The following is an 18,798-nucleotide window of genomic DNA, read 5'->3' as shown; positions in this document are numbered from 1 at the left end:
ATCGGCCGGAGCAGATCAGCGGGGGCGGGCGGTGAGATCGCCGACCTGGTCGGCGTGGTCCAGGAAGTCGTCGACCATCCGGTGGTTGAGGACGGCCAGGGCCTTCAGGTCCTCCGACGACCAGTCGGTGAGGGCCTCGCGCATCCAGCCGCGCAGCACCGAACGGATGGCTTCCACGGCCTCGCGGGCCTTGGGGGTGGGGCGCACGCGCTGGGCGCGGCGGTCGTCCGGATCGGGGACGCGCTCGACGTGGCCGGATTTCTCCAGGCGCTGGATCTGGCGGCTCACGTGGGGGGCCTCGACGTCGAGGCGGGTGGCGAGTTCGCCCAGGCGCATCGGCTCCTCGGCGTCGACCAGCACCCGCAGCAGGGGGACGCTGGCGCGGTCCATGGTGAGACCGCACTCGTGCATGGCGCGGTCGTGGCGGCGGACCCTGGTCAGCAGGTAGGCGACGCGGGCCAGCGCACGCTCGAGTTCCACGACGTGACCCTCGTCAACCTCGTGGGGGGAGATGGCTTCCGGCGGCGGCATGTGGTTATCTTACGAAACCCATTTACTTAATTTTGGTAAGTAATACAAAAGAGGAACAGCGCATGACTTCGACCGCAGTCGGTCAGGGCGGTGGGAGCATCCCCGCTGCCGGGACTACCCCCGCCCCGGACAACAAGCCGGCGCACCTCGGCCTGACCCTGCTCGCGCTGTGCGCGGCGGGCCTGGTCGTCTCGCTGCAGCAGACCGTGGTCATCCCACTGCTGCCGCGCATGATCGTGCAGCTGAACACCGACGTCGCCGGTGTCACGTGGCTGTTCACCGCCTCGCTGCTCACCGGCGCGGTCGCCACTCCCCTGCTCGCGCGCTTCGGCGACATGTACGGCAAGAAGCCCATGGTCATGATCACCATGGGTGTGCTCATCGCGGGGTCGGTGATCTGCGCCTTCGCCACCACGCTCGGCGTCTACATCGTCGGCCGGTCACTGCAGGGCATCTCGGCGGCCATGATCCCGCTGGCCATCGGCATCATTCGCGACACGTTCCCGCGGGAGCGACTGGTCGGCGCGATCGGCGTCGTGTCCGGCACCATGGGCGTCGGCGGCACCGTCGGCCTGCTCATCACCGGCGTCATCGCCGATCACACCACCGATCCGCACCCGGTGTTCTGGCTGACCGCCGCCCTCGGCGTGGTCGCCACCGTCCTGATCCAGGTGAGCGCCAAGAACAACGGCGTGCGCCACGGCGGCAAGCCCGACTACATCGGCGCGGCCCTGCTCGCCGGACTGCTCGTCTCGCTGCTGCTCGCGATCAGCGAGGGCCCGCGCTGGGGCTGGAGTTCGGGCTCGGTGCTGGCGCTGTTCGGCACGGCCATCGTGCTCGCGGTGATCTGGGTGTTCGTCGAGTTGAAGGTGGAGCAGCCGCTGGTGCGCCTGCAGCTGCTGGTCGGCCCGCAGTCGCTCTCGGCGAACCTGGCCTCGGCGCTGCTGGGCTTCTCGATGTTCGGATCCTTCACGCTCATCTCGAATTTCATCCAGACCCCCGCCGACAAGGTCGGCTACGGCCTGTCCGGTTCCGTGCTCGCGGTGGGCCTGTACGGCATCCCCAGCTCGGCGCTGATGACCTTCTTCTCCTTCCGTACCGGCCGCATCGCCGCCAAGATCGGCCCGGCGTACACCCTGGCCATCGGCTCGGCCTTCGCCGGACTCTCCATGGGCTGGCTGACCTTCTCGCACGATCACGGCTACGACATGATCATCGCGAATGTCCTGCAGGGCACCGGATTCGGCATCGGCTACGCGGCCCTGGGCACCCTCGCGGTGCAGCACGTGGCCATGAGCGAGAGCGGTATCGCCTCGGGCATCAACTCCCTGGTGCGCACCGCCGGCGGCAGCATCGCGGGCGCGGTCACCGCGTCCATCCTGTCCGCGCACGTCATGGCGGGCACCCACGCGCCCAGCGTGGGCGCCTACGTGGCGAGCTTCGCCGTGCTGTCCGTCGGCGCGTTCGCGGCCGCGGCGGTGGCGCTCGGACACGGGCTGCGGCACAAGGGGTTCTAGCGATACCCCGCTAGGTGAGCACCTCGGTGCGGTCCCCGTCCACCAGGACGACGTGGTCGTCGGTCAGCGCCCAGTGCGGTGTACCGGCGGCCAGGTACTCGCGAGCGAGCTTGCGCGACAGCCCTTCCGGGTCGGTCGGCGAATCCAGGTGCGGGACGATCGGCCGATCCACCAGGCCCAATCCGTCCCAGCGCGGCTCCACCCCGCAGGCCGTGCGCACCTCCTCCGGGTCGTCCATGGACTCGAGGCCGTGCAGATCCGGGGTCAGCACGCAGGCGCCCGCGCTGTAGCCGGCGTAGACCAGTGCGTCCCGCTCCAGCAGCCGGGTCAGCACGACATCGGCTCCGCTGCGGGCGAATTGGGCGCGCAGCACGAAGGTGTTGCCGCCGCGTACCCACACGAGCGGAAAACCGGTCAGCGTGCGCTCCAGGGCCGTGGTCCGGCCGACATAGTCCCGCAGGTCCACCACCTCGGGCACGAAACCCATGCGGCGCAACGGAACCAGATCACTGGTGACCGCGCTCTGCCAGGCCGAGGGCCAGGCGTCGCAGGCGTTGGCGATCACCGCGACGCGCCCGGGCGCACCGATCATGGCGAGCAGCCGATCGGCGTGCGCGCCGAAACGATAGCTGGACAGAAAGAGTCGCACCGGGGCTCAGCAGGCGCCGTCGAGGCCGTGGACCAGGGCATTACCGCCCGGGCGGACCTCGCCCACTGGCCGGGTGCGGGTGTCCCACTGGCCGGGCAAGGTGGCCGCGCGGGCGGCGTGGTCGGGCACCGTGTCGGTCATGTGCTGGTTTCCCTTTCCTCCGCGGTCAGCCGCTCCAGCCCCGCCCGGATGGCCGCGGCGGTGGATTCCCGATCGTGCGGGCGGCGCATGACGAACCCCTTCGCGAAGGTCAGGATGTCGCCCGTGCGCCGCGGTATGACGTGCAGGTGCACGTGGTGCACGGTCTGGAAGGCCGACTTGCCGTCGTTGAGCACCAGATTCGCCCCGTCGGCGCCGAGATCGCCGCGGCGCACCGCTTTCGCGAGCCGGTGCCCGGCGGTGAACAGCCGCGCGCCCAGCGCCGGGTCCAGCGCGTTCAGGTCGGACGCGTGTTCCTTGGGGATCACCAGCATGTGCCCCCGCGTGATGGGCCGGATATCGAGGAACGCCACCAGGGCGTCGTCTTCGAATACCTTGGTCGCGGGCGCCGAGCCCGCCACGATCTCGCAGAAGATACAGCCGCTCACCCGGCAGACATTACGGCGTACGAGTGAGCCGCGACACCCCCTTCGCAGACACCGTTCGCCCCAACAGGAAACACACCTACCAGTAAGTAGCGCACACCGTCGTGCGTACTTGTGGCCGGTAGCGGGCTTGCGGACGATTGCCGGGTGAGCGTTTCTAGCAACACCATGTGATCGCTATCTCCGCTACGCTCACGCCGGACCAGGTACAGTTGCGAGAATTCTCACGAACTTACTTGTCAGTAAGTTCGGCCTCACCGTTTGGACCGGTGACCCGGCCCATCACGTGCAACACGGTGGCTCCGGTTCATCATCGAGAAGGAAGTTTTGACAGTGGACACAACGCAGAGCGCACAGACGGCTGCGCCCCGCGGTGCACGCGTCGGCGTAGTTCGCGAGACGAACTCGGACGAACGACGCGTCGCATTGGTGCCGAAGATCATTCCCTCCCTGCTGAAGCAGGGCGTGGAAGTGATCGTCGAGGCCGGGGCCGGACTGGGCGCGCTCATCCCGGATGAAGCATACGTCGAAGCGGGCGCCACCGTGGGCGATCCGTGGTCGGCCGATGTGGTCGTCAAGGTCGCGCCGCCGAACGACGCCGAGATCGCCAAGCTCTCCAGCGGGCAGACGCTCATCGGCTTCCTCGCGCCCCGCAACGCCGACACCAAGATCGGCGCGCTCAAGGCCGCGGGCGTCCAGGCGTTCGCCGTCGAGGCGATTCCGCGTATCTCCCGGGCCCAGGTGATGGACGCGCTGTCCTCGCAGGCCAACGTCGCCGGCTACAAGGCCGTGCTGCTGGCCGCGTCGGAATCGACGCGCTTCTTCCCGATGCTCACCACCGCCGCGGGCACCGTGAAGCCCGCGACCGTGCTGGTCCTCGGCGTCGGCGTGGCCGGACTGCAGTCCCTGGCCACCGCCAAGCGTCTCGGTGGCCGGACCACCGGCTACGACGTCCGCCCCGAGGTCGCCGATCAGGTGCGCTCGGTCGGCGCGCAGTGGCTGGACCTCGGCATCGACGCCGCCGGTGAGGGCGGGTACGCCCGCGAACTCACCGAGGACGAGAAGGCCCAGCAGCAGGCCGCGCTCGAGAACGCCATCAAGGGGTTCGACGTCGTGGTCACCACCGCGCTGGTTCCGGGTCGTCCCGCGCCGCGCCTGGTCACCGCCGCCGCGGTCGAGGGCATGAAGCCCGGCAGCGTCATCATCGACATGGCGGGCGAGACCGGCGGCAACTGCGAGCTCACCGAGCCGGGCAAAACCGTTGTGCGCCACGGCGTCACGATCTGCTCGCCGCTGAACCTGCCGGCGACCATGCCCGAGCACGCCTCGGAGCTGTACTCCAAGAACATTTCGGCCCTGCTGGAACTGATGCTGAAGGACGGCGCCCTGGCCCCCGATTTCAGCGATCAGGTGCTGGCCGACTCCTGCGTCACGCGTGAGGTGGAAGCCTGATGTACACCGAACTTCTCGCGAACATCGCGATCCTGGTGCTATCCGGGTTCGTCGGCTTCGCGGTCATCTCCAAGGTGCCCAACACCCTGCACACGCCGCTCATGTCCGGCACCAACGCCATTCACGGCATCGTGGTGCTCGGCGCGCTCGTGGTGTTCGGCAAGGTCGAGGACCCCTCGATCCTCATGCAGATCATTCTGTTCGTCGCGGTCGTCTTCGGCACGCTGAACGTGGTCGGCGGCTTCGTGGTCACCGACCGCATGCTCGGCATGTTCAAGGCCAAGAAGCCCGCCGCGACCGAGAAGGCCGGTAAGTAGCCATGGACAATCTCGTCAACATTCTCTACATCGTCTCCTTCGCGCTCTTCATCTACGGCCTCATGGGCCTGACGGGCCCGAAGACGGCGGTGCGCGGCAACTGGATCGCCGCCATCGGCATGGTGATCGCGGTCATCGCGACCTTCATCTCGATTCGCGACACCAGCAACTGGATCATCATCGTGGCCGGTCTGGTGGTCGGCATCGGCCTGGGCGTGCCCCCGGCCCGCTTCACCAAGATGACCGCCATGCCGCAGCTCGTCGCCGCGTTCAACGGCGTCGGCGGTGGCACCGTGGCCCTCATCGCGTGGGCCGAATTCATCGACACCACCGGCTTTTCCGCGTTCAAGCACGGCGAAGAGCCCACCGTCCACATCGTGATCGGCTCGCTGTTCGCGGCCATCATCGGCTCGGTGTCCTTCTGGGGCTCGATCATCGCGTTCCTCAAGCTGCAGGAGACGCTGCCGGGCCGCCCGATCGGCATCGGCAAGCTGCAGCAGCCGCTGAACCTGCTGCTGCTGCTCGGCTCCATCGCGGCCGCGGTGGTCATCGGCATCGGCGCCACCAATGACGGTGTGCCGCAGTACTGGATGATCCTGGTGCTCGTGCTCGCGGGCATCCTGGGCCTGATGGTCGTGCTGCCCATCGGCGGCGCGGACATGCCGGTCGTCATCTCGCTGCTCAACGCGCTCACCGGTCTGTCGGCCGCGGCCGCGGGTCTGGCGCTGAACAACACCGCCATGATCGTGGCGGGCATGATCGTCGGCGCGTCCGGCACCATCCTGACCAACCTCATGGCCAAGGCCATGAACCGCTCGATCCCGGCCATCGTGGCCGGTGGCTTCGGCGGCGGCGGCACCGCGCCCAGCGGCGCCGGCGGCGAGCAGAAGCAGGCCAAGGCCACCTCCGCGGCCGACGCGGCGATCCAGATGGCGTACGCCAACCAGGTCATCGTGGTGCCCGGCTACGGCATGGCCGTCGCCCAGGCGCAGCACGCGGTCAAGGAGATGGCGGCGCTGCTCGAGGCCAAGGGCGTCGAGGTCAAGTACGCGATTCACCCCGTCGCCGGTCGTATGCCCGGCCACATGAACGTGTTGCTGGCCGAGGCCGAGGTCTCCTACGACGCGATGAAGGAGATGGACGACATCAACGGCGAGTTCAGCCGCACCGATGTCGCCCTGGTCATCGGCGCGAACGACGTCACCAACCCGGCCGCCCGCGAGGACTCCTCGTCCCCGATCTACGGCATGCCGGTGCTCGACGTGGACAAGGCCAAGTCGGTCATCGTCCTGAAGCGCTCGATGAACTCCGGCTTCGCCGGCATCGACAACCCGCTGTTCTACGCGGACACCACCTCCATGCTGTTCGGTGACGCGAAGAAGTCGGTCAGCTCGGTGACCGAGGAGCTGAAGCAGCTGTAGGGGATTCCCTGCCACCGCAAGGCAATCGATGGCCCGCACCCGATGAGGGGTGCGGGCCATCGTCGTCATCCCCCGTCCGCGCCGGCGAGGCGCAGCACGCTTTCGCGCAGGGCCGCTTCGGCTTCCGGGCGGGTCATGCGGCCGGACTTCACCGCCTGCTTGGCGGCGGCGCCCACGGACACTATGGCGGTCGCGAGCCATTCCGGGGTTGTGCCGCAGGTGAATTCGCCGGAGGCCAGGCCGCGGCGCAGGAGCGGGAGCAGGTGGTCGGTGACCGGGATGTGGCGGGCGTAGCCGTCTTTGGGGGCGACGGGGCCGAGGTTCCGCATGACGGGGGTGTTGGCTTCGAAAGTGCGCCAGCTGATGTCGAGCACGCGGAGCAGGGCGGCGGTGGGCGAGCCCGCGGTGAGATCGGCGTCGGACATCGCGGCGGCCGTCGCGGCGGCGAGGCGGTCGGCGACGGCGACGCGCAGGTCGTCGCGAGAAGGGAAGTGCGCGTAGATGGTTTGCCTGCTCACCCCGGCGGCCGCGGCGATCGCCGACATGCCCGCGCCGGGCTGATCCGGCAGCAGGGCGAGGGCGGCGTCGAGGATGGCGGCGCGACTGCGCTCGGCGTCGGCGCGGCGACGGGGCTCGGATTCTGCGGACAAACTCTTACACCCTTGTCAAACTTGTCGATGGCGACTTAACCTTTACAGCGTTGTCAGAATTATACGACAGCGGCGGCACGCGCTCCGCTTCGTCAGCGCCCCAGGAGATTTCGTGTCGCATCGGTTCGTATTCACCGCCGCACTGCTGTCCACCGGGCTGCTCGCCGGGGCCTTCGGCTACGGCGCGGTGAATCTCGCGCCCACGTTCCGACGGGTGCCGTTACAGATGCGGCTGGAGTTCCACACCGAGCTCATGAAGATGAACAGCATCAGCATGCAGGCCACCATGGCCGTCGCGGCGCTGAGCTGTCTCACGCTCGCGTGGCTCGGGCGCGGGCGGGTGCGACGGGTCGCGGCGGGCGCGGCGGCGCTGGTGGCGGCGTCGTTCGCGATCACGCGGCTGGGCAACGTGCCGATCAATCACCGGATCAACGAGTGGGCGCTGACGGGTGCGCCCGCCGACTACGCCGAGATCCTCGCGCGCTGGGATGTTTTCCACGTGCTGCGCACGCTGACCGGACTCGGGGCGTTCGCGCTGCTGATCGCGCTCGCGGTGTGGGGGCCGCGCGGGAGCGCGGAATCCGGGCGGGAGCTCGACGACGCTCGCCGTGCGCTCGTTACCGCGTGAGCTCCGGTGTCCGAGCTCATCCGCATCGCGCCGGCGGCAGGCTCGCCGCACAGGCGGGTGCGAATCAGCGACACTCGGAACGCGACATCAGCCCGTATCGGGTGCCCGATTCTGGCGATACACGTAGTTTTTGAGGGTGGAACCGAACAGCTCTGGCGTCGACCTCGATTCGCTGCGCTCCCTGCTGCCCGACGGGATGGTCGTGACCGACCCCGACGTGCTGGCGGGCTACCGGCAGGACCGGGCGTTCGACCCGAACGCCGGAATCGGGCTGGCGCTGGTGCGGCCGCTGACCACCGAACAGGTTGCGGCCGTGGTGCGGTGGGCGCAGGAACGGGGCGTGCCGATCGTGCCGCGCGGGGCGGGGACCGGGCTGTCCGGCGGGGCCACCGCGCAGGACGGGGCGATCGTGCTGAGCACCGAGAAGATGCGCGACATCACGGTCGACACGATCACGCGGACCGCGGTCGTGCAGCCGGGACTGTTGAACGCCGAGGTCAAGCGGGCCGTCGCCGAGCACGGGCTGTGGTACCCGCCGGACCCGTCCTCGTTCGAGATCTGTTCCATCGGCGGCAACGCCGCCACCAACGCGGGCGGGCTGTGCTGCGTGAAGTACGGCGTGACCACCGATTACGTGCTCGGCATGGAAGTGGTGCTCGCGGACGGGACGGCGGTGCGATTGGGCGGGCCGCGGCTGAAGGACTCCGCGGGGCTCTCGCTCACCAAACTCTTCGTCGGCAGCGAGGGCACGCTCGGCATCATCACCGAACTCACGCTGCGGCTCCTGCCGGCGCAGCCGCCGCAGTCCACGGTGGTCGCGACCTTCCCCACCCTCACCGCCGCCACCGACGCCATCCTCGCCATCACCGGGACGCTGCGGCCGTCCATGCTCGAGTTCATGGACGCGGTCGCGGTCAACGCGGTCGAGGACGAGCTGCGGATGGGGCTGGATCGGGACGCGGCGGGGTTGCTGGTGGCCCGTTCCGACGCACCCGGCGAGCACGCCGGACACGAAGCGGACATCATGCTCGCCGCCTGCGAGAAGGCCGGGGCCACCGAAGCCTTCCGCACCGACGATCCGGACGAGGGCGAAGCGTTCTGCGCCGCGCGGCGATTCGCCATCCCGGCCGTGGAACGCAAGGGACCGCTACTGCTCGAGGACGTCGGGGTGCCGCTGCCCCGGCTCGGCGAACTGATCAACGGCGTCGCCGACATCGCGCGGGAGCGGGACGTGCTCATCTCGGTCATCGCGCACGCGGGCGACGGCAACACCCACCCGCTCATCGTGCACGACCCGAACGACCCGGACGAGGCCGCGCGGGCTCATCGGGCGTTCGGGGAGATCATGGACCTGGCCATCGCCCTGGGTGGCACCATCACCGGCGAGCACGGCGTCGGGCGGCTGAAGAAGGATTGGCTCCCCGACCAGGTCGGGCCCGATGTGATGGCACTCACCCGGCGCATCAAACAGGCCCTGGATCCGCACGGGATACTCAATCCGGGAGCCGTGCTCTGAACCGCCGGCCGGAACAATCCGCACGACAAGGGAGTTCACACCGACCATGAGTACCAGGCTGGAACACAACGCCGACGCCACGCGCTACGAGATCTATCTCGACGACACGCTCGCGGGCTACGCCGACTACGCCGAGAGCACCCGGGGCGATCGCAAGGTCCGCGACATCCAGCACACACTCACCTTCCCCGAGTTCCGGGGCCGCGGCGTGGCCGCGCAGGTCGTCGAATTCGCGCTGAACGACGCACGCGCGGAAGGCTTCTCGGTCGTCCCCACCTGCTGGTACGTCGAGAAGTACATCGCCGAGCACCCCGAATACGCCGATCTGGTCGGCTAGTTCGCGCGGTAACCCCCGCCCGAGGACTCCGACCGCCGCCACACGAGCAGCTGGCGGTCGGCCACACTCATCATGGCTTCTATCACCTTCTCGTTGTCGAAGCCCGGTAGCGCCTGTAGTCGCGCCAGGAACCCGGTGTCGGCCGCCGAATGCGGCACGACACACCCCTTACCCGTGGCGCCGATCAGCACGAAGAACACGTCCTCGGCGAACGGTCCGTCCGCCGTGGTGATGATGCGCACCTCGGCCAGCTCGGTCCACGCGACCTCTTCCACTCGTCCGTTGGCCAGCGTGCGCCGGACGAAGGTGTCGTTGATTTCGACTCCGGCCATGGATCCATAGTGCACCCGTCGCTCGCGGGCCGACAGTCCCGAAAGCCATGGTTTACCTGAGGAAACCGTATCGAGAACTCCCCGTTCACCCGGCTACCGGGGATGTTGCGGATCGAGCAATCATTCAGCTATCTAAGGGTTTTCGCGGCGACACGCGGAGGCGCTGCGGGACTGCGGGATTCCGGACCCGCAGAATCCGAGCGAACGGCGATCATCGGCGACCGCAGCTCAGAAGAACTCGTCGAGTAGGCGGTAGTAGTCGAGGCGCCAGGGGTCCGCGCCGGTGCGCTCGGCGACCCGCGCGGCGAGTTCGGGACCGTAGGCGGGGTTGAGGTCGGGGTCGGCGACCGATCGGGTGAGCAGCGCCAGATCCAGGTGGCGGTCGGCGACGCCCAGGCGGCCGACGTCGAGAATGCCTGTCACCGTCAGGGTTTCGGGATCGAGCAGCACGTTCGGCAGGCAGAAGTCGCCGTGGCAGACGACGAGATCGGCGGCTTCCGAGGCGGCGGCGCGTGGGCGGTCCGATTCGAGTTCGGCCAGCAGCTGTGCCGCGGTGTGGCCTTCTCGCTCACCGTCGAAGTCGTCCTCGTCCACCAGTCCGGCCGCCACGTTCGCGGCCGCCGCCGGGATGGTCACCGCCAGTGTGCGATCGAACGGGCAGCTGTCGACTGGCAACGCGTGCAGCGACTTCAGGTAGTCCGCCAGGGCGTCGACGGCCGTCGTGGCCAGGGTGGATGACAGCTCGCTCGCGGGGGTCCCCGGCAGGGTCGAGGTGACGAGCGTGAACTCGCCCCCGTTTTCAATCCAATCCAGGACGCGCGGCGCACCCAATCCTGCGCGGGCGAGCCACAGCAGCCGGTCCCGTTCGTCCAGCAGCTCGGCTCGCGCGGCGGGGCTGGTCGCCGTCTTGTCGAATCGCGTGCCGTCCACACTGCGACGCACCACGGCGTCGCTGCACCCTACGGTCACCACTTCCCACTCGGCCATGCCGGCGAGTCTGCCAGGAGACAGGTTCGGATCGCCTCCGCATTTCGTGGCACGGCGCGAGTGCGGGTCCGAAGGAGGTGTCGTTGACACGTGGCAGCGGCCGAAAAGCGCTGCGCCCGGCGGGCGATGGCTTCACATCGGTTGCCGCGCAGGAGAATTGCCCGCCCCGCCGACTGCGGTGCTGCCGCGCGCCGGATCCACCAGGATCGCGACTGCCCGGCCGAGCTCGTGGCGGTGCGCGTCGGGACGGTTCGCCGCCGCCTCGGCGACACTGCCGTAGACCAGGGTCAGTACCTGGCCGAGAAGTTGCTCGGCGGGGACCGTCGCGGTGACCCGGCCGGTGGATTGCGCGTGTTCCACGGCGGAGATCCGGTGTTCGGTGGCGGCACGCAGGGCGGGCGCGGACTTCGCGAGGCCGGGGCGTTCGAGCGACTGCCAGGCCAGCAGACGGGCGAGGTGGGGAGCGGCGCTGTAGAAGTCGAATACCCGCTGGGAGTAGCGGGGGAGGTCCTCGGCGTCGAAGGGGATCGCGGTGTGGACGGCCGTCGCGTGGTGGGTCAGCACCGCGTCGAACAGGGCGCTCTTGCTGCCGTAGTAGGCGTAGAGCATGCGGGGATTGGAGCGGGCGGACTCGGCGATTCGGGCCGTGCGGGCGCCGGCCAGGCCGAAGGCCGAGAACTCGGCGGTGGCGGCATCGAGGATTCGGCGGCGCGTCGCGGCGGCATCGCGCGGCAGGGGTGGTTTCGTCATCTGTGTCTGCGCTCCCCAGATATGTAATCGGTTAATCACCGGATGACCCGGACGCAGAGTAGACGCCGTTTACGCAGGTCAGGTGGATTGCGTTCGGGGCCGCCCGAAGGACGGCGTGTCGTGCGCGCCGCCCCGGCCGGTCGGGGGAGCGCATGGCGGTCGCGCCAGCGGGTAGTCGCCGAGTGTGGTTCCCAGTGGCTTTGACGCAGGGCAGGAGCGGACTATGAGCGCGATCGGACTCACCGGTGAGATCGGACATCCCTTCACCGTCGAACCCAGTCCGGAGGAAGTGACCATCGCCCCGGGCGGCGGTACGGCACGGGTGGGCGTCCGCGTGACGCCGAACGACGAGGGCGGGGTGGGCGAGGTCCGGATAGTGGTCGGCGTCGTCCCCGATTCGGGCCTGACCTTCACCCGGCACGAGTTGACGGGCGGGGACGGGACCAGCTACCAACCCGGCGCCGATTCCCGCGCGGACGTGCTGAGCTTCGACGGGATCACCCTCGATACGTCGGCGAATCCCGAACTGTCCGTGGAGATCACGGCCGACGCGGACGCGTCGGAGGAGCCGACCACGGTGACGTTCGTGGTGGGGGCCGTGACGTGCGCGGTGCCGGTGCGAGTCGCGGGGCCGGATACCGAGTAGTCGCTGCGCCAGGAAGGTCTGCTCGGTTCCCGGTGCAGCACGGTCCGCCTCGGCGCGCAGGAACTCACGCGAAATTGGCAAACGCCGGCGGATGTCTGGCGTCTACACAGCCCCTACGGTCACGGCGCGTCAGCATGCCGGGACTCCGGAAAAGTGATTTCGTCATGTGTGTCCGTGCTGATCGGACAAGTAGTCGGTTAATTACACGACCGGCAGGGTGGTGTTGCCACACCCCGGATAGCCGCGCACTGGTTGGCCGTCTCCCCCGGCGGCAGGCTCGATCGCATGAACTCCTACGTCGCTCACCTCAACGGCCGGCCCGCCACCACCCCCGACCTGACGCCGCTGGCGTTCACCGGGTACGCGCACTTCACCGCGATGCAGGTGCGCGACAACGGGATTCGCGGCCTCGACCTGCACCTGGAACGCCTCCGCAACGCGTCGCTGCGGATGTTCGGGCGGGCCCTGCCGGACGAGGTGATTCGCGAGCACCTGCGCGCGGCCCTCGCGAACGGCCCCGCCGACCTGTCACTCACGGCCACCGTGTTCTCCCCGGCGGGGGAGTTCACCGTCGCCGGGCCCGATGTAGAGCTCGAGGTCCTGGTCCGCACCGCGCCGCCATCGACCGGGCCGACCGGGCCGCTGGCACTCGCGGCGGTCGAGCACGAGCGCACGTTGCCGGAGGTGAAGCACGTCGGCGAGGTCGCCAAGACCCTCTACCTGCGCGAGGCCGTCGCCCAGGGCTACGACGACGCCGCGTTCCTCGACCGCCACGGGCGGTTCAGTGAGGCGTCGATCTGGAATCTGGCGTTCTGGGACGGGGCCGCGGTGGTGTGGCCGCGGGCGGAGATGTTGCGCGGTACGACGATGGGGATTGTCCAGCGGCACCTAGAGAAGCTCGGGGTGTCCCAGCGCGAGCAGGAAGTCACTCCCGCTGATCTGGCCGGGCTCTCCGGTGCGGTGGTCATGAACTCCTGGACCCCGGGGATCCCGGTTCGTCGCATCGCCACGACCGACCTCCCCGAGGCTGGTGAGTTCCTCGAACTCCTCCACCGCGCCTACGAAGCCGAACCTCGTGTCGCGCCGTGACGAATACGGCTGCGGGGCTGCATCTCTCGGCGTGGCCGACTACGAGGGGCCGCTATTCGGGATGCAACCGCCTGACGTATCCGGCGTCGACCAAGCGCGAGAACGCCTTTCGCACGGCGTCCGGCACCGGCTGCTCGATCGCCCACCCCAGCGCCGGGTAGACCCACAGCCGCTGGGTGTCGCCGACCAGGGTGTTGATCACCCGGTCGGCGTCGCCGATCGCGGCGACGTAGTCGTCGAGCGGCAGCGTGCGCGATACGCACGTCACCTCGACTTCCGGCCATCTTTTACGGCAGATGGCATAGCTCCTGCGCTGCTGGTAGGGCCGGGAAATCAGTGTGACCGAACGGATTTCGTGACTCATCCCGAGCTTCCGGATGAGGTCCCGGGTGAAGTCGATGTTCTCGCCGGTGTTGGTGGCGTGCGGCTCGACCAGAATGGCGTCCGCCGGCACACCGAGCTCGATCGCGCGCTCGCGGAAATGAACGGCCTCCCCGCGGGGAAAGAGGTCGAACGTCCCGGGCGCGTTGCCTCCGGTGAAAAGGATCCGCGGAAAGAGCCCCCGGTGGTAAAGCTCGGCCGCGAAGACCGGCACGTCGAGGTCGTGGCTCCCGAGCCCGATCCCCAGGTCGACGGCCTGCGGCTCATCCCCCATCCGCGCGTGCTCCCACAACGTTTCGACGTCGCCGCGCAGTTCGGCGGGAATGGTCGTCGACGGCACAGTTCTCCTCGGGTCGGGGTCTATGCCGCCAGTATGTACAGCGTCAGCGACTGCCCGTCCGCCGAGATGTCCGCAATGCCCCCGCCCACGCCACGAATGACGATGAACCGATATCCGAGAGTCTCACGCCCGCAATGCCGCTCGGTCCAGACGAAAGAGCTGTCGACCTGCTCGACGACCCCGGCCCCGCCTTCCATCTCGTAGTCCGCGCCCAGCGGCTCTCCCGACCCGAGAAAGAAACTGCCGAGCTCGCCGATCCGCATCGACTCACCGTTGCGCACCACAGGCTCCGGCGCAGGCAGCTGCCCGAATGCCCGAACCTCGCTGGGACACACCAGTTCGGGTTCCCTGATCACGACCCCTGCCCCACCGGCTGCCAACAGCACGGCAAGAACCACGGTCGCGAACCAGCGCCTCCGAAACGCGCGACGCCACCTGCTCACCAGCACCCCCGCTGATCGTCGACAGCGCGCATCTCGCCGTCGTCTCTCCATTCCACCATGGCTCATGAAGGGGATGGGGTTGTCCGGCGCACGGGAGCAACGATGGTGAACTGTCATGGATGGCCCGTTGATCGCGACGGAAGTGCGGCAGCTGAGCATGTACTGGCACTGTTCGAGGGCGACCATTTCGGACCGGCCGACGGCTGAGCTTGGTTGACGGCTAGTGCGGTAGGGAGAGAAAGACCGAGGGCGGTACCGAACCCGGTACCGCCCTCAGGAAACTAGCTGCAGCCGAAGGGAATCAGCGCAGGATCTGGCGGGACATCACCACGCGCTGGATCTGGTTGGTGCCCTCGTAGATCTGGGTGATCTTGGCATCGCGCATCATCCGCTCCACGGGGAAGTCGGTGGTGTAGCCGGCGCCGCCGAACAGCTGGACCGCGTTCGTCGTCACCTCCATCGCCACATCGGAGGCGAAGCACTTCGCCGCGGCGGAGATGAAGCCGAGGTTCTTCTCGCCGCGCTCGGCGCGGGCCGCGGAGGTGTAGACCATCAGGCGGGCGGCCTCGATCTTCATCGCCATGTCGGCGAGCATGAACTCGGTGTTCTGGAACGAGGCGATCGTCTTGCCGAACTGCTTGCGGTCCTTGGTGTAGGCGATCGCGGCGTCCAGGGCGCCCTGGGCGATGCCGACGGCCTGCGCGCCGATCGTCGGGCGGGTGTGGTCCAGGGTCTGCAGGGCGGTCTTGAAGCCGGTGCCGGGGGCGCCGATGATGCGGTCGCCGGGAACCTTGCAGTTCTCGAAGTACAGCTCGGCGGTCGGGGAACCCTTGATGCCCAGCTTGTGCTCCAGCGGGCCGACCACGAAGCCCTCGTCGTCCTTGTGGACCATGAACGCCGAGATGCCGTTCGCGCCCTTATCGGCGTCGGTCACGGCCATCACGGTGTACCAGTCGGACTTGCCGCCGTTGGTGATCCAGCACTTGGAGCCGTTGATGATCCAGCTGTCGCCGTCCTGCTTCGCGCGGGTGCGCATCGAGGCGGCGTCGGAGCCGGCCTCACGCTCGGACAGCGCGTAGGACGCCATCCCGCCGTTGACGATGGTCGGCAGCACCTGCTGCTTGAGCTCGTCCGAGCCGTTCAGGATCAGGCCCATGGTGCCCAGCTTGTTCACAGCCGGGATCAGCGAGGACGAACCACAGACGCGGGCGACCTCCTCGATCACGATGCAGGTCGCGACCGAATCCGCGCCCTGGCCGCCGAAGGCGTCCGGCACGTGCACCGCGTTGAAGCCGGCGGCGTTGAGTGCGGTCAGCGCCTCCTCCGGGAAACGCGACTTGCCGTCGACGTCCTTGGCATAGGGCGCGATCTCCTTCTCGGACAGACCGCGAATGGCCTCGCGCAGCTCATTGTGGAAATCCTCGAGCTGGAACAGATTGAAATCGGGGTTGCCCGCCATGGGAGTTCGTCTCCTGGTCGTCGGATCGGATCGCCGCTGGTTACCCAGCATCCTCGGCACTGAGTGCCATTCACGAGATAGTGTACGCCGCAATAGTGCGACCACATGCGCTTACTCCCCATTCAGGGAGTGGCACGCAGTGTCATTTAGAACACTGTTTACCGGCTACAGCCTATCGAGGCGACTGGCCAGCAAGTCCGCGACCTGCCGGGGCGGCATATCTCTCGGAAACACCGCGACCACCATCTGATCATCGGCCGCGCGCTCGCCGGCGCCCCCGGCACCGACCGCCGCGGGCCCCGCAGCAAACGGCCCGCGCGCACCGCGCGGAATCGTCGCCAGGGCCGCGCGCAGATCCGCCGACCCGGCCGCCGACTGCCCGCGCACCATGCGCCGCAGCAGATAGTTGTGCGTCGCCGTCACCGCCGCCGTGAACTGCACCAGCGCCAAATCCGAACTCCCCGCGAGCTTTTCACGCAGATAGTCGGTGAACAACCGCTCGTACCGGAACACCGTCACGATCTCGCGCTCACGCAACGTCGGCACCTGCCGCACCACCCCGTACCGGCGCACCGCCAGCTCCCGCCACTGCGTGAACCGCTCGAACACCTCGATCACGGCCTCGCACACCGCATCCCACGGATCACCCTGCGCGGCGTCGAGGAACTCCCGCGCCTGCGCCAGCTGCGACTCGTGGTCGGCGAAGACCACATCCTCCTTCGACCGGAACTGCCGGAAGAACGTCCGCCGCGAGATCCCCGCCGCCTCGGCGATCTCGTCGACAGTCGTTGCCTCGTAACCCTTGTCGGCGAAGAGCCGCAGAGCCTGATCGACGACGCGCAGCCGCCGCGCGGTCGCGTCCGCCCCGGAGCGGGCAGCGGGAGAAGGGTCAACGGTCACCGCTCAACCGTAACCATAGGAACCCGCTCCCCCGGCATGCAGCCGCTGCGGCGCGAATCCTCGGCGGTTCGCAACGGGATTGCGGACCCGCAATCCCCGTCCCGGGCGGCCTGCCCGAATCGAACTCAGCCCAGCAGGCTCGAGCGGAGCTTCTCGTCCTTGTCCAGGACCATCTTCTCCAGCTCCGCCTGGAACTGCTCCATCTTCGTGCGCAGGGACTCGTCCGCGGCCGCCAGGATGCGCACGGCCAGCAGGCCCGCGTTCCGGGCGCCGCCGATCGACACCGTCGCCACCGGCACGCCGGCGGGCATCTGGACGATCGACAGCAGCGAATCCATGCCGTCGAGGTGCTTCAGCGGAACCGGGACGCCGATCACCGGGAGGGGGGTCGCCGAGGCCACCATGCCGGGCAGGTGCGCCGCGCCGCCCGCGCCGGCGATGATCACGCGCACGCCGCGGCCCGCGGCCTCACGGGCGTAATCGAGCATCCGCTGGGGAGTGCGGTGGGCCGAGACCACGCCGACCTCGAAGCGAATCCCGAACTCGGCCAGCGCTTCCGCGGCCGCGACCATCGTCGGCCAATCGGAGTCGCTGCCCATGATCAGGCCAACCTGTGCGGACTCAGTCATGATGCGGATCCCATCCATCGGTCCAAATCGCGTGCGACATCCAATGCGCCGCGCGCTCGGCCTTCTCGCGGGTGGCCTCGACCTCGTCGCCGAGCACGTTGATGTGGCCGATCTTGCGATCGGGCCGCTCACCCTTGCCGTACAGGTGCACCTTCGCCTCGGGCAGGCGCGCGGCCAGGTGATGCAGCCGCTCGTCCATCGACATCTCCGGAGCCTCGGGAGCGCCCAGAATGTTCGCCATCACCGTCACCGGCGCCAGCGGGCGCGTGCTGCCCAGCGGGTAGTCCAGCACCGCGCGCAGATGCTGCTCGAACTGCCCGGTGCAGGCGCCGTCCATCCCCCAGTGCCCGGAATTGTGCGGGCGCATCGCCAGCTCGTTCACCAGCAGCTCGCCCGAGCGCGTCTCGAAGAACTCCACCGCCATCGCACCGGTCACCCCGAGCTCGGCCGCCAGCCGCAACGCCAGCTCCTCCGCCTCGGAACCGCGCTGTTCGGGCAGATCCGGCGCGGGCGCGATGACCACCGCGCACTGACCGTTGCGCTGCACGGTCTCCACCACCGGCCAGGTCGCCGCCTGACCGAACGGCGACCGCGCCACCATCGCCGACAACTCGCGCGCCAGATCGACCTTCGTCTCGGCCATCAGCGAAACACCGTGCGTCAGTTGATCGGCCACGATCGTCTCGGCCTCGGCCGCGTCCGCGGGCATCCACACGCCGCGGCCGTCGTAGCCGCCGCGCACCGCCTTGAGCACGAACGGCCAGCCGTGCGCGTCACCGAACGCGACCGCGTCGGTGATCGAATTCACCTCCGCGAACTCCGGGATCGGCACACCCAGCTCGGCGAGTTTGCGGCGCATGCGCAGCTTGTCCTGGGCGAAGATCAGCGCGCTCGGCGGCGGCTGCACGTTCACCCCCTCGGCGATGAGCTCCTCGAGCAGCTCGGTGGGCACGCCCTCGTGATCGAAGGTCACCGCGTGCGAACCGACCGCGGCCTTGCGCAGCGCGGTCAGATCACCGTGGCTGCCGAACACCACATCGGGCGTCACCTGGGCGGCCGGGTCGTCCGGCCGCTCCGCCAGCACCCGCAGCCGCTGGCCCAGGGCGATGGCCGCCTGGTGCGTCATGCGCGCGAGCTGGCCGCCACCGATCATCGTCACGGTGGGCATCGCGGAGGAGTCGAAGGAACGTGCGTTCACGTTCATAAATGTTGTCATGTGGCCAACCCCCCAGTTGCCGCG

23 protein-coding genes are annotated in these 18,798 nt (G+C 68.7%); 9 read left to right on the top strand and 14 right to left on the bottom strand.

What is annotated here, in order from left to right:
* Window positions 1-15: 15 nt before the first annotated feature.
* Window positions 16-531 (bottom strand): MarR family winged helix-turn-helix transcriptional regulator, encoded by a 516-nt coding sequence (locus ACWDOP_RS25940; protein WP_456347129.1) that lies wholly within the window; start codon window positions 529-531, stop codon window positions 16-18.
* Window positions 532-593: 62 nt separating this feature from the next.
* On the opposite strand from ACWDOP_RS25940, the gene ACWDOP_RS25935 reads away from it, so the two are divergent.
* Window positions 594-2,048 (top strand): MFS transporter, encoded by a 1,455-nt coding sequence (locus tag ACWDOP_RS25935; protein WP_456347128.1) that lies wholly within the window; start codon window positions 594-596, stop codon window positions 2,046-2,048.
* 10 nt (window positions 2,049-2,058) lie between these two features.
* Here ACWDOP_RS25935 and ACWDOP_RS25930 read toward each other — a convergent pair whose 3' ends face one another.
* From ACWDOP_RS25930 to ACWDOP_RS25920, 3 genes are read right to left on the bottom strand one after another with little or no spacing between them, the layout of a single operon-like run.
* Window positions 2,059-2,697, bottom strand: coding sequence for a Type 1 glutamine amidotransferase-like domain-containing protein (locus ACWDOP_RS25930; RefSeq protein WP_456347127.1), 639 nt, complete (start codon window positions 2,695-2,697; stop codon window positions 2,059-2,061).
* 6 nt (window positions 2,698-2,703) lie between these two features.
* On the bottom strand, window positions 2,704-2,838 hold the full coding sequence (locus ACWDOP_RS25925; protein ID WP_456347126.1) for a hypothetical protein: 135 nt from the start codon (window positions 2,836-2,838) through the stop codon (window positions 2,704-2,706).
* Window positions 2,835-3,284: an HIT family protein gene (locus ACWDOP_RS25920; protein ID WP_456347125.1), complete on the bottom strand. Its 450-nt coding sequence runs from the start codon at window positions 3,282-3,284 to the stop codon at window positions 2,835-2,837. Before ACWDOP_RS25920 ends, ACWDOP_RS25925 begins: the two co-directional genes overlap by 4 nt.
* 330 nt (window positions 3,285-3,614) lie before the next feature.
* Between ACWDOP_RS25920 and ACWDOP_RS25915 the strand changes: the two genes are divergently transcribed.
* Genes ACWDOP_RS25915 through ACWDOP_RS25905 form a run of 3 tightly spaced genes read left to right on the top strand, consistent with a single transcriptional unit; the run spans window position 3,615 to window position 6,471 of the window.
* On the top strand, window positions 3,615-4,733 hold the full coding sequence (locus tag ACWDOP_RS25915; protein WP_454202517.1) for a Re/Si-specific NAD(P)(+) transhydrogenase subunit alpha: 1,119 nt from the start codon (window positions 3,615-3,617) through the stop codon (window positions 4,731-4,733).
* Window positions 4,733-5,050, top strand: coding sequence for an NAD(P) transhydrogenase subunit alpha (locus ACWDOP_RS25910; protein WP_354986783.1), 318 nt, complete (start codon window positions 4,733-4,735; stop codon window positions 5,048-5,050). The genes ACWDOP_RS25915 and ACWDOP_RS25910 overlap by 1 nt, the downstream gene beginning before the upstream one ends.
* A 2-nt stretch (window positions 5,051-5,052) precedes the next feature.
* A complete protein-coding gene (locus ACWDOP_RS25905; protein WP_454202516.1) occupies window positions 5,053-6,471 on the top strand; it encodes an NAD(P)(+) transhydrogenase (Re/Si-specific) subunit beta in 1,419 nt (472 codons plus the stop codon).
* Between the two features lie 65 nt (window positions 6,472-6,536).
* Here the strand turns inward: ACWDOP_RS25905 and ACWDOP_RS25900 are convergent, their stop codons facing one another.
* Entirely contained in the window at window positions 6,537-7,121 is a 585-nt protein-coding gene (locus ACWDOP_RS25900) for a TetR/AcrR family transcriptional regulator (RefSeq protein WP_456347124.1), read from the bottom strand.
* A gap of 112 nt (window positions 7,122-7,233) precedes the next feature.
* Between ACWDOP_RS25900 and ACWDOP_RS25895 the strand changes: the two genes are divergently transcribed.
* The 3 genes from ACWDOP_RS25895 (at window position 7,234) to ACWDOP_RS25885 (ending at window position 9,602) form a co-directional block, all read left to right on the top strand.
* Complete coding sequence (locus tag ACWDOP_RS25895) at window positions 7,234-7,749, top strand: anthrone oxygenase family protein (RefSeq protein ID WP_456347123.1); 516 nt, start codon at window positions 7,234-7,236, stop codon at window positions 7,747-7,749.
* 196 nt (window positions 7,750-7,945) lie between these two features.
* Window positions 7,946-9,265, top strand: coding sequence for an FAD-binding oxidoreductase (locus ACWDOP_RS25890; protein WP_456347151.1), 1,320 nt, complete (start codon window positions 7,946-7,948; stop codon window positions 9,263-9,265).
* 46 nt (window positions 9,266-9,311) lie between these two features.
* On the top strand, window positions 9,312-9,602 hold the full coding sequence (locus ACWDOP_RS25885; protein WP_454202512.1) for a GNAT family N-acetyltransferase: 291 nt from the start codon (window positions 9,312-9,314) through the stop codon (window positions 9,600-9,602).
* Here the strand turns inward: ACWDOP_RS25885 and ACWDOP_RS25880 are convergent.
* The 3 genes from ACWDOP_RS25880 to ACWDOP_RS25870 form a co-directional block, all read right to left on the bottom strand.
* Window positions 9,599-9,934 (bottom strand): hypothetical protein, encoded by a 336-nt coding sequence (locus ACWDOP_RS25880; protein WP_454202511.1) that lies wholly within the window; start codon window positions 9,932-9,934, stop codon window positions 9,599-9,601. The two genes, ACWDOP_RS25885 and ACWDOP_RS25880, sit on opposite strands and share 4 nt — an antisense overlap.
* Before the next feature lie 228 nt (window positions 9,935-10,162).
* Complete coding sequence (locus tag ACWDOP_RS25875; protein ID WP_456347122.1) at window positions 10,163-10,921, bottom strand: APH(3') family aminoglycoside O-phosphotransferase; 759 nt, start codon at window positions 10,919-10,921, stop codon at window positions 10,163-10,165.
* A 132-nt stretch (window positions 10,922-11,053) separates the two neighbouring features.
* Window positions 11,054-11,671: a TetR/AcrR family transcriptional regulator gene (locus ACWDOP_RS25870; protein WP_456347121.1), complete on the bottom strand. Its 618-nt coding sequence runs from the start codon at window positions 11,669-11,671 to the stop codon at window positions 11,054-11,056.
* Window positions 11,672-11,894: 223 nt separating this feature from the next.
* Here ACWDOP_RS25870 and ACWDOP_RS25865 point away from each other — a divergent pair, with 223 nt between their 5' ends.
* Together ACWDOP_RS25865 and ACWDOP_RS25860 are read left to right on the top strand one after the other, a co-directional pair.
* Window positions 11,895-12,317 carry a hypothetical protein gene (locus ACWDOP_RS25865; RefSeq protein ID WP_456347120.1) on the top strand — a complete coding sequence of 141 codons (423 nt, stop codon included), beginning with the start codon at window positions 11,895-11,897 and terminating at the stop codon, window positions 12,315-12,317.
* Window positions 12,318-12,602: 285 nt separating this feature from the next.
* Window positions 12,603-13,406 (top strand): aminotransferase class IV family protein, encoded by an 804-nt coding sequence (locus tag ACWDOP_RS25860; protein ID WP_456347119.1) that lies wholly within the window; start codon window positions 12,603-12,605, stop codon window positions 13,404-13,406.
* A 52-nt stretch (window positions 13,407-13,458) separates the two neighbouring features.
* Here ACWDOP_RS25860 and ACWDOP_RS25855 read toward each other — a convergent pair whose 3' ends face one another.
* The 6 genes from ACWDOP_RS25855 to ACWDOP_RS25830 form a co-directional block, all read right to left on the bottom strand.
* Complete coding sequence (locus tag ACWDOP_RS25855) at window positions 13,459-14,127, bottom strand: YdcF family protein (RefSeq protein ID WP_456347118.1); 669 nt, start codon at window positions 14,125-14,127, stop codon at window positions 13,459-13,461.
* Between the two features lie 20 nt (window positions 14,128-14,147).
* Window positions 14,148-14,525, bottom strand: a complete 378-nt coding sequence (locus ACWDOP_RS25850; RefSeq protein ID WP_456347117.1) for a hypothetical protein — start codon at window positions 14,523-14,525, stop codon at window positions 14,148-14,150.
* Between the two features lie 346 nt (window positions 14,526-14,871).
* A complete protein-coding gene (locus ACWDOP_RS25845; protein ID WP_454202499.1) occupies window positions 14,872-16,029 on the bottom strand; it encodes an acyl-CoA dehydrogenase family protein in 1,158 nt (385 codons plus the stop codon).
* A gap of 165 nt (window positions 16,030-16,194) precedes the next feature.
* Entirely contained in the window at window positions 16,195-16,929 is a 735-nt protein-coding gene (locus ACWDOP_RS25840; protein ID WP_456347116.1) for a TetR family transcriptional regulator, read from the bottom strand.
* A 125-nt stretch (window positions 16,930-17,054) separates the two neighbouring features.
* Window positions 17,055-17,558: a 5-(carboxyamino)imidazole ribonucleotide mutase gene (gene purE / locus ACWDOP_RS25835; protein ID WP_454202497.1), complete on the bottom strand. Its 504-nt coding sequence runs from the start codon at window positions 17,556-17,558 to the stop codon at window positions 17,055-17,057.
* On the bottom strand, window positions 17,551-18,756 hold the full coding sequence (locus ACWDOP_RS25830) for a 5-(carboxyamino)imidazole ribonucleotide synthase (RefSeq protein WP_456347115.1): 1,206 nt from the start codon (window positions 18,754-18,756) through the stop codon (window positions 17,551-17,553). The genes purE and ACWDOP_RS25830 overlap by 8 nt, the downstream gene beginning before the upstream one ends.
* Window positions 18,757-18,798 lie beyond the last annotated feature (42 nt).

This window comes from Nocardia sp. NPDC003693 (assembly GCF_053981095.1).
Note: the sequence above shows the minus strand (reverse complement) of the source record. Positions and strands in the feature narration are given on the sequence as shown.

Excerpts from the sequence above, each read along its gene's own strand:
- ACWDOP_RS25885 (WP_454202512.1), top strand. The coding sequence starts at position 9,312 with ATGAGTACCAGGCTGGAACACAACGCCGACGCCACGCGCTACGAGATC.
- ACWDOP_RS25935 (WP_456347128.1), top strand. The coding sequence starts at position 594 with ATGACTTCGACCGCAGTCGGTCAGGGCGGTGGGAGCATCCCCGCTGCC.
- ACWDOP_RS25880 (WP_454202511.1), bottom strand. The coding sequence starts at position 9,934 with ATGGCCGGAGTCGAAATCAACGACACCTTCGTCCGGCGCACGCTGGCC.
- ACWDOP_RS25925 (WP_456347126.1), bottom strand. The coding sequence starts at position 2,838 with ATGACCGACACGGTGCCCGACCACGCCGCCCGCGCGGCCACCTTGCCC.
- ACWDOP_RS25865 (WP_456347120.1), top strand. The coding sequence starts at position 11,895 with ATGAGCGCGATCGGACTCACCGGTGAGATCGGACATCCCTTCACCGTC.
- ACWDOP_RS25875 (WP_456347122.1), bottom strand. The coding sequence starts at position 10,921 with ATGGCCGAGTGGGAAGTGGTGACCGTAGGGTGCAGCGACGCCGTGGTG.
- ACWDOP_RS25910 (WP_354986783.1), top strand. The coding sequence starts at position 4,733 with ATGTACACCGAACTTCTCGCGAACATCGCGATCCTGGTGCTATCCGGG.
- ACWDOP_RS25860 (WP_456347119.1), top strand. The coding sequence starts at position 12,603 with ATGAACTCCTACGTCGCTCACCTCAACGGCCGGCCCGCCACCACCCCC.
- ACWDOP_RS25905 (WP_454202516.1), top strand. The coding sequence starts at position 5,053 with ATGGACAATCTCGTCAACATTCTCTACATCGTCTCCTTCGCGCTCTTC.
- purE (WP_454202497.1), bottom strand. The coding sequence starts at position 17,558 with ATGACTGAGTCCGCACAGGTTGGCCTGATCATGGGCAGCGACTCCGAT.
- ACWDOP_RS25870 (WP_456347121.1), bottom strand. The coding sequence starts at position 11,671 with ATGACGAAACCACCCCTGCCGCGCGATGCCGCCGCGACGCGCCGCCGA.
- ACWDOP_RS25940 (WP_456347129.1), bottom strand. The coding sequence starts at position 531 with ATGCCGCCGCCGGAAGCCATCTCCCCCCACGAGGTTGACGAGGGTCAC.
- ACWDOP_RS25890 (WP_456347151.1), top strand. The coding sequence starts at position 7,946 with ATGGTCGTGACCGACCCCGACGTGCTGGCGGGCTACCGGCAGGACCGG.
- ACWDOP_RS25845 (WP_454202499.1), bottom strand. The coding sequence starts at position 16,029 with ATGGCGGGCAACCCCGATTTCAATCTGTTCCAGCTCGAGGATTTCCAC.